The organism is Aquiflexum sp. (assembly GCF_041749095.1).
GTDB lineage: Bacteria > Bacteroidota > Bacteroidia > Cytophagales > Cyclobacteriaceae > Aquiflexum.
On the sequence record NZ_JBGTCA010000201.1, the window covers coordinates 1 to 4068 of the forward strand.

Consider the following 4068-nt stretch of genomic DNA (forward strand, 5'->3'; position numbering starts at 1 on the left):
TAAAGCACATTTCAGGAATTCAAGGTTCTTGGATATATTGCAGCCTTAAGTTAATATGATGAAAAAAATTATTGAGCAAACCTTCTCAGTACCCTTCAGGTATCAGGTGTGTTTTTTGCAAGGGGTTTTTGACTCCAAAAATGCATTATTGGCCGATTTTCTGGACAACGGAAAAGAAGCAAAGGCATTTTTTGTAATTGATAGCGGTGTGGCCCAAGCTTTTCCAAACCTTTTGAATGAAATTCATAGCTATGCTGATGCCTATCAGGAAAAATTCATATTATGTGCTGAACCATTGGTCGTTCAGGGAGGTGAAATCTCAAAAAACGATGAGGCAACCTTCAGGAAAATTGTAGATGCAACGAGTATTTTTGGGATTGACAGACATTCCTATATCGTCGGCATTGGAGGTGGGGCAGTCTTGGATATGGTCGGCTTTGCTGCTGCGATTTCCCATAGAGGGATCAGACATATCAGAATACCGACCACTGTTTTATCCCAAAACGATTCCGGAATTGGAGTCAAAAACGGCATCAATGCCTATGGTAAGAAAAACTACCTTGGAACTTTTGCACCTCCTTTTGCAGTCATCAATGACTTTAATTTCCTGACGACACTGGACGATAGGGATTGGCGTTCCGGTATCTCAGAAGCCATTAAAGTGGCTTTGATCAAGGATATGGGATTTTTTGAATGGCTGGAAAATAATGCCCCGGCTTTGGCAAACCGTGAGATGGGCCCTATGCAGGAATTGATCATCAAGTGTGCCCAAATGCACCTTGACCATATCGCAGGCAAGGACCCCTTTGAAACAGGATCTGCAAGGCCTTTGGATTTTGGACATTGGGCAGCCCACAAACTGGAGCATTTGACCCAATATCAGGTGCGGCATGGAGAAGCTGTGGCTATCGGGATTGCCTTGGACAGTACCTATTCTTATTTAAAAGGAATGATTTCCCAAGCAGATTTGATGCGTATCATCAACTTGATGAAAGCGCTGGGATTTGGCATTTATTCCCATGAATTGTCCGGCAAGGAGTTGCTGAAAGGTCTTGAGGAGTTCAGGGAACATCTAGGCGGTGAGTTGACCATTACCTTATTGGAATCTATGGGCAAGGGAATTGAGGTACATGAAATGGATAATGATCTGATTCTTCAATCCATTGATCAATTAAAATTATTTCATGAGGAGAAAGTTGTCGCTGATTCCTAAATTGTAGGATTTCTGACACTTTAATCTTATTTCAAAACTCCAATGTTTACCAAAGGACATCACCTGACATATTGCACCAATATCCATCCCGGAGAAAGATGGGCGGAAACTTTTGAAAATCTAAAGCAATATATCCCGAAAATCAAAAATGAGCTGTCTCCAAACAAACCATTTGGTATAGGACTCAGGTCCTCCCATGAGGCAAGTCTGGACCTTGCAAAACCAGAAAAACTGACTGAATTCAAAACCTGGCTGAAAGAAAATGACTGTTATGTTTTTACACTCAATGGCTTCCCCTACGGAGGATTTCACAGACAGGTAGTCAAAGATGAAGTGCACAAACCCGATTGGACTACTCCCGAAAGATTGACATATACCGGAAGACTTTTTGATATACTTTCCGACCTTTTGCCCGAAGGCCTGGATGGTGGGATTTCGACTTCTCCCCTCTCCTATAGACATTGGTACAAGACGCCTTTGGAATTGGAGGAAGCAATAAAAAAGTCAACTCTCCATCTGGCCAAAATAGCAGGGAAACTTTACAGCATTCAGCAATCAACAGGTAAACTCCTACACCTCGACATTGAACCTGAACCTGACGGCATACTTGAAAACACAAAGGAAGTAATTGATTTCTATCAAAATTATTTGGTTCCGATTGGAACCGAATACCTTGAAAAAGAATTGGGACTCTCCCGTCAGGAAGCCGAAAAATGTCTGAAAGAACATATTAGGATCTGTTATGATGTCTGTCATTTTGCTGTGGTCTATGAAAATCCCGAGGATGTTTTCGAAGCCTTTGAGGCCAATGGTATCAAAATTGGAAAAATCCAGATCAGTGCGGCTTTAAAGGCTGACATTCCTCAAAGTAGAAATGAGAGGAAAGAATTGAGAGCCTTGATATTTCCATTTTCCGAATCCACTTACCTGCATCAGGTGGTGGCCAAGGGTCAAAATGGGCAATTAGCTTCTTTCAAAGATCTGCACGAGGCCATGAATACCCTTGAATCCACCGATGCAATGGAATGGCGCATCCACTATCATGTCCCCATTTTTCTATCAGATTATGGGAGAATCTCCTCCACACAAACAGATATCCTTGAAGTGTTGAAATACATCAGTAGGAAAAAAGTCTGCAAACATTTGGAAGTGGAGACTTACACTTGGGAGGTTTTGCCGGAAGGTATCAATTTGGATCTTGGTAGTTCTATTACAAGAGAACTTCAATGGGTCATAGAAAACAGTGGAAACTCATGAAAAAAACCGTAGTCATAGATGTTGTTGCCCTTTCAAGCCGGGTAATCGGTGAGCATACCCCATTTTTGAAAAAGTGGATAGCCACAGGAAAAAAAGCGACCATTGATCCGGTGTTGCCGGCAGTGACCTGTTCGGCGCAGTCAGTTTACCTGACGGGAAAATGGCCTTCGGAAAACGGTATCGTGGGAAATGGCTGGTATTTCCGGGATGAATGCGAAGTGAAGTTTTGGAGACAGTCAAATCATCTGGTTCAAAGTGAAAAAATCTGGGACTATGCCAAGAAGAAAAATCCTGAGTTTACAGTTTCCAATATGTTCTGGTGGTACAATATGTACTCCAATGCGGACTATCAGGTAACCCCAAGGCCACTTTATCCTGCTGATGGCAGAAAATTACCGGATTGCCATAGCCATCCAATGGACCTGAGAGACAGGTTACAAAAAGAGCTTGGCCAATTCCCCCTTTTTTCTTTTTGGGGACCAAACGCCAATATCTCCTCTACCAAGTGGATAGCAGAAGCATCCAAAAAAGTCGATGATTGGCATAATCCTACCCTGACTCTGATCTATTTGCCGCACTTGGATTATAACCTGCAACGTTGTGGTATTGACTTTTCCAAAATCGGAAAAGACCTACAGGAAATTGACGCCGTCTGCAAAGACTTGATCACTTATTATGAAAATCAGGGTGCCAATGTCATACTCCTTTCAGAATATGGCATCACTTCAGTAAACAATCCCATCCATATCAACAGGATTTTGAGGGAAAAAGGATATATAGCTGTAAAAGATGAATTGGGATTGGAAACCTTGGATGCAGGGACCTGCAAAGCATTTGCCGTTTCAGATCATCAATTGGCCCATATCTTCATCAAGGATAAAAAAGACATCCCGGCTGTTAAGGCTCTTCTTGAAAAAACGCCGGGAATCGAATTGGTATTGGATGAGGAAGGTAAAAAGAAGTATCATTTAGACCATGAACGCACAGGGGAATTAGTGGCAGTAGCAGATAAGGACTCTTGGTTTACCTATTATTTTTGGCTCGATGATGCCAAAGCCCCGGATTATGCCCGATGTGTGGACATTCACCGCAAGCCGGGTTATGACCCGGTGGAAATGTTCGCCGATCCCAATATCAAATTGCTGAAAGCAAAGATCGGCATGAAGATCCTCAAAAAGAAATTGGGTTTCCGGTACTTAATGGATGTGATTCCTTTGGATGCCACTTTGGTCAAAGGATCACATGGAGCTATTCCAAAAGACAGTTTGGACCATCCTATATTTGTCAGCAAGAATCCGGATCTTTTTGAGGCAGAAAAGGTGGAGGCAGTTGATGTGATGGATTTGATATTGAAGGGGGTTTTTGGGGGGAGATAGGACGAGGATTACAAATCCTCATTATCTGGGGTTCGACATTGCAAATATCGAACAGCGGTAACAGGTGAACAGTATGGCTTCAAATTATAATTATTAGGATATTTTATTGGATTTTAATAACATTAAATCTAAAAATAAAATTAGAACAATTCTTGATTTTTTGTTTTGGTAGAAAGTAAGGTTTAAAAGGGAATAACAGGAGGGTGCAGGATACATTTCTTT

At 41.8% G+C, this 4068-nt stretch carries 3 protein-coding genes; all 3 read left to right on the forward strand.

Translation table 11 applies throughout. The annotated features are described in order from the left end of the window. Positions 1-58: 58 nt before the first annotated feature. The 3 genes from ACEW8O_RS09760 to ACEW8O_RS09770 are packed head-to-tail and all read left to right on the forward strand — an operon-like array spanning position 59 to position 3846. On the forward strand, positions 59-1213 hold the full coding sequence (locus tag ACEW8O_RS09760) for a 3-dehydroquinate synthase (protein WP_373494441.1): 1155 nt from the start codon (positions 59-61) through the stop codon (positions 1211-1213). A 42-nt stretch (positions 1214-1255) separates the two neighbouring features. Further along, positions 1256-2470: a metabolite traffic protein EboE gene (gene eboE, locus ACEW8O_RS09765; protein ID WP_373494442.1), complete on the forward strand. Its 1215-nt coding sequence runs from the start codon at positions 1256-1258 to the stop codon at positions 2468-2470. Continuing rightward, positions 2467-3846, forward strand: coding sequence for an alkaline phosphatase family protein (locus ACEW8O_RS09770; protein ID WP_373494443.1), 1380 nt, complete (start codon positions 2467-2469; stop codon positions 3844-3846). The genes eboE and ACEW8O_RS09770 overlap by 4 nt, the downstream gene beginning before the upstream one ends. Positions 3847-4068: the final 222 nt, after the last annotated feature.

Bases quoted from the DNA above. Each gene is read 5' to 3' on its own strand.
- ACEW8O_RS09770 (WP_373494443.1), top strand. From the start codon at position 2,467: ATGAAAAAAACCGTAGTCATAGATGTTGTTGCCCTTTCAAGCCGGGTA.
- eboE (WP_373494442.1), top strand. From the start codon at position 1,256: ATGTTTACCAAAGGACATCACCTGACATATTGCACCAATATCCATCCC.
- ACEW8O_RS09760 (WP_373494441.1), top strand. From the start codon at position 59: ATGAAAAAAATTATTGAGCAAACCTTCTCAGTACCCTTCAGGTATCAG.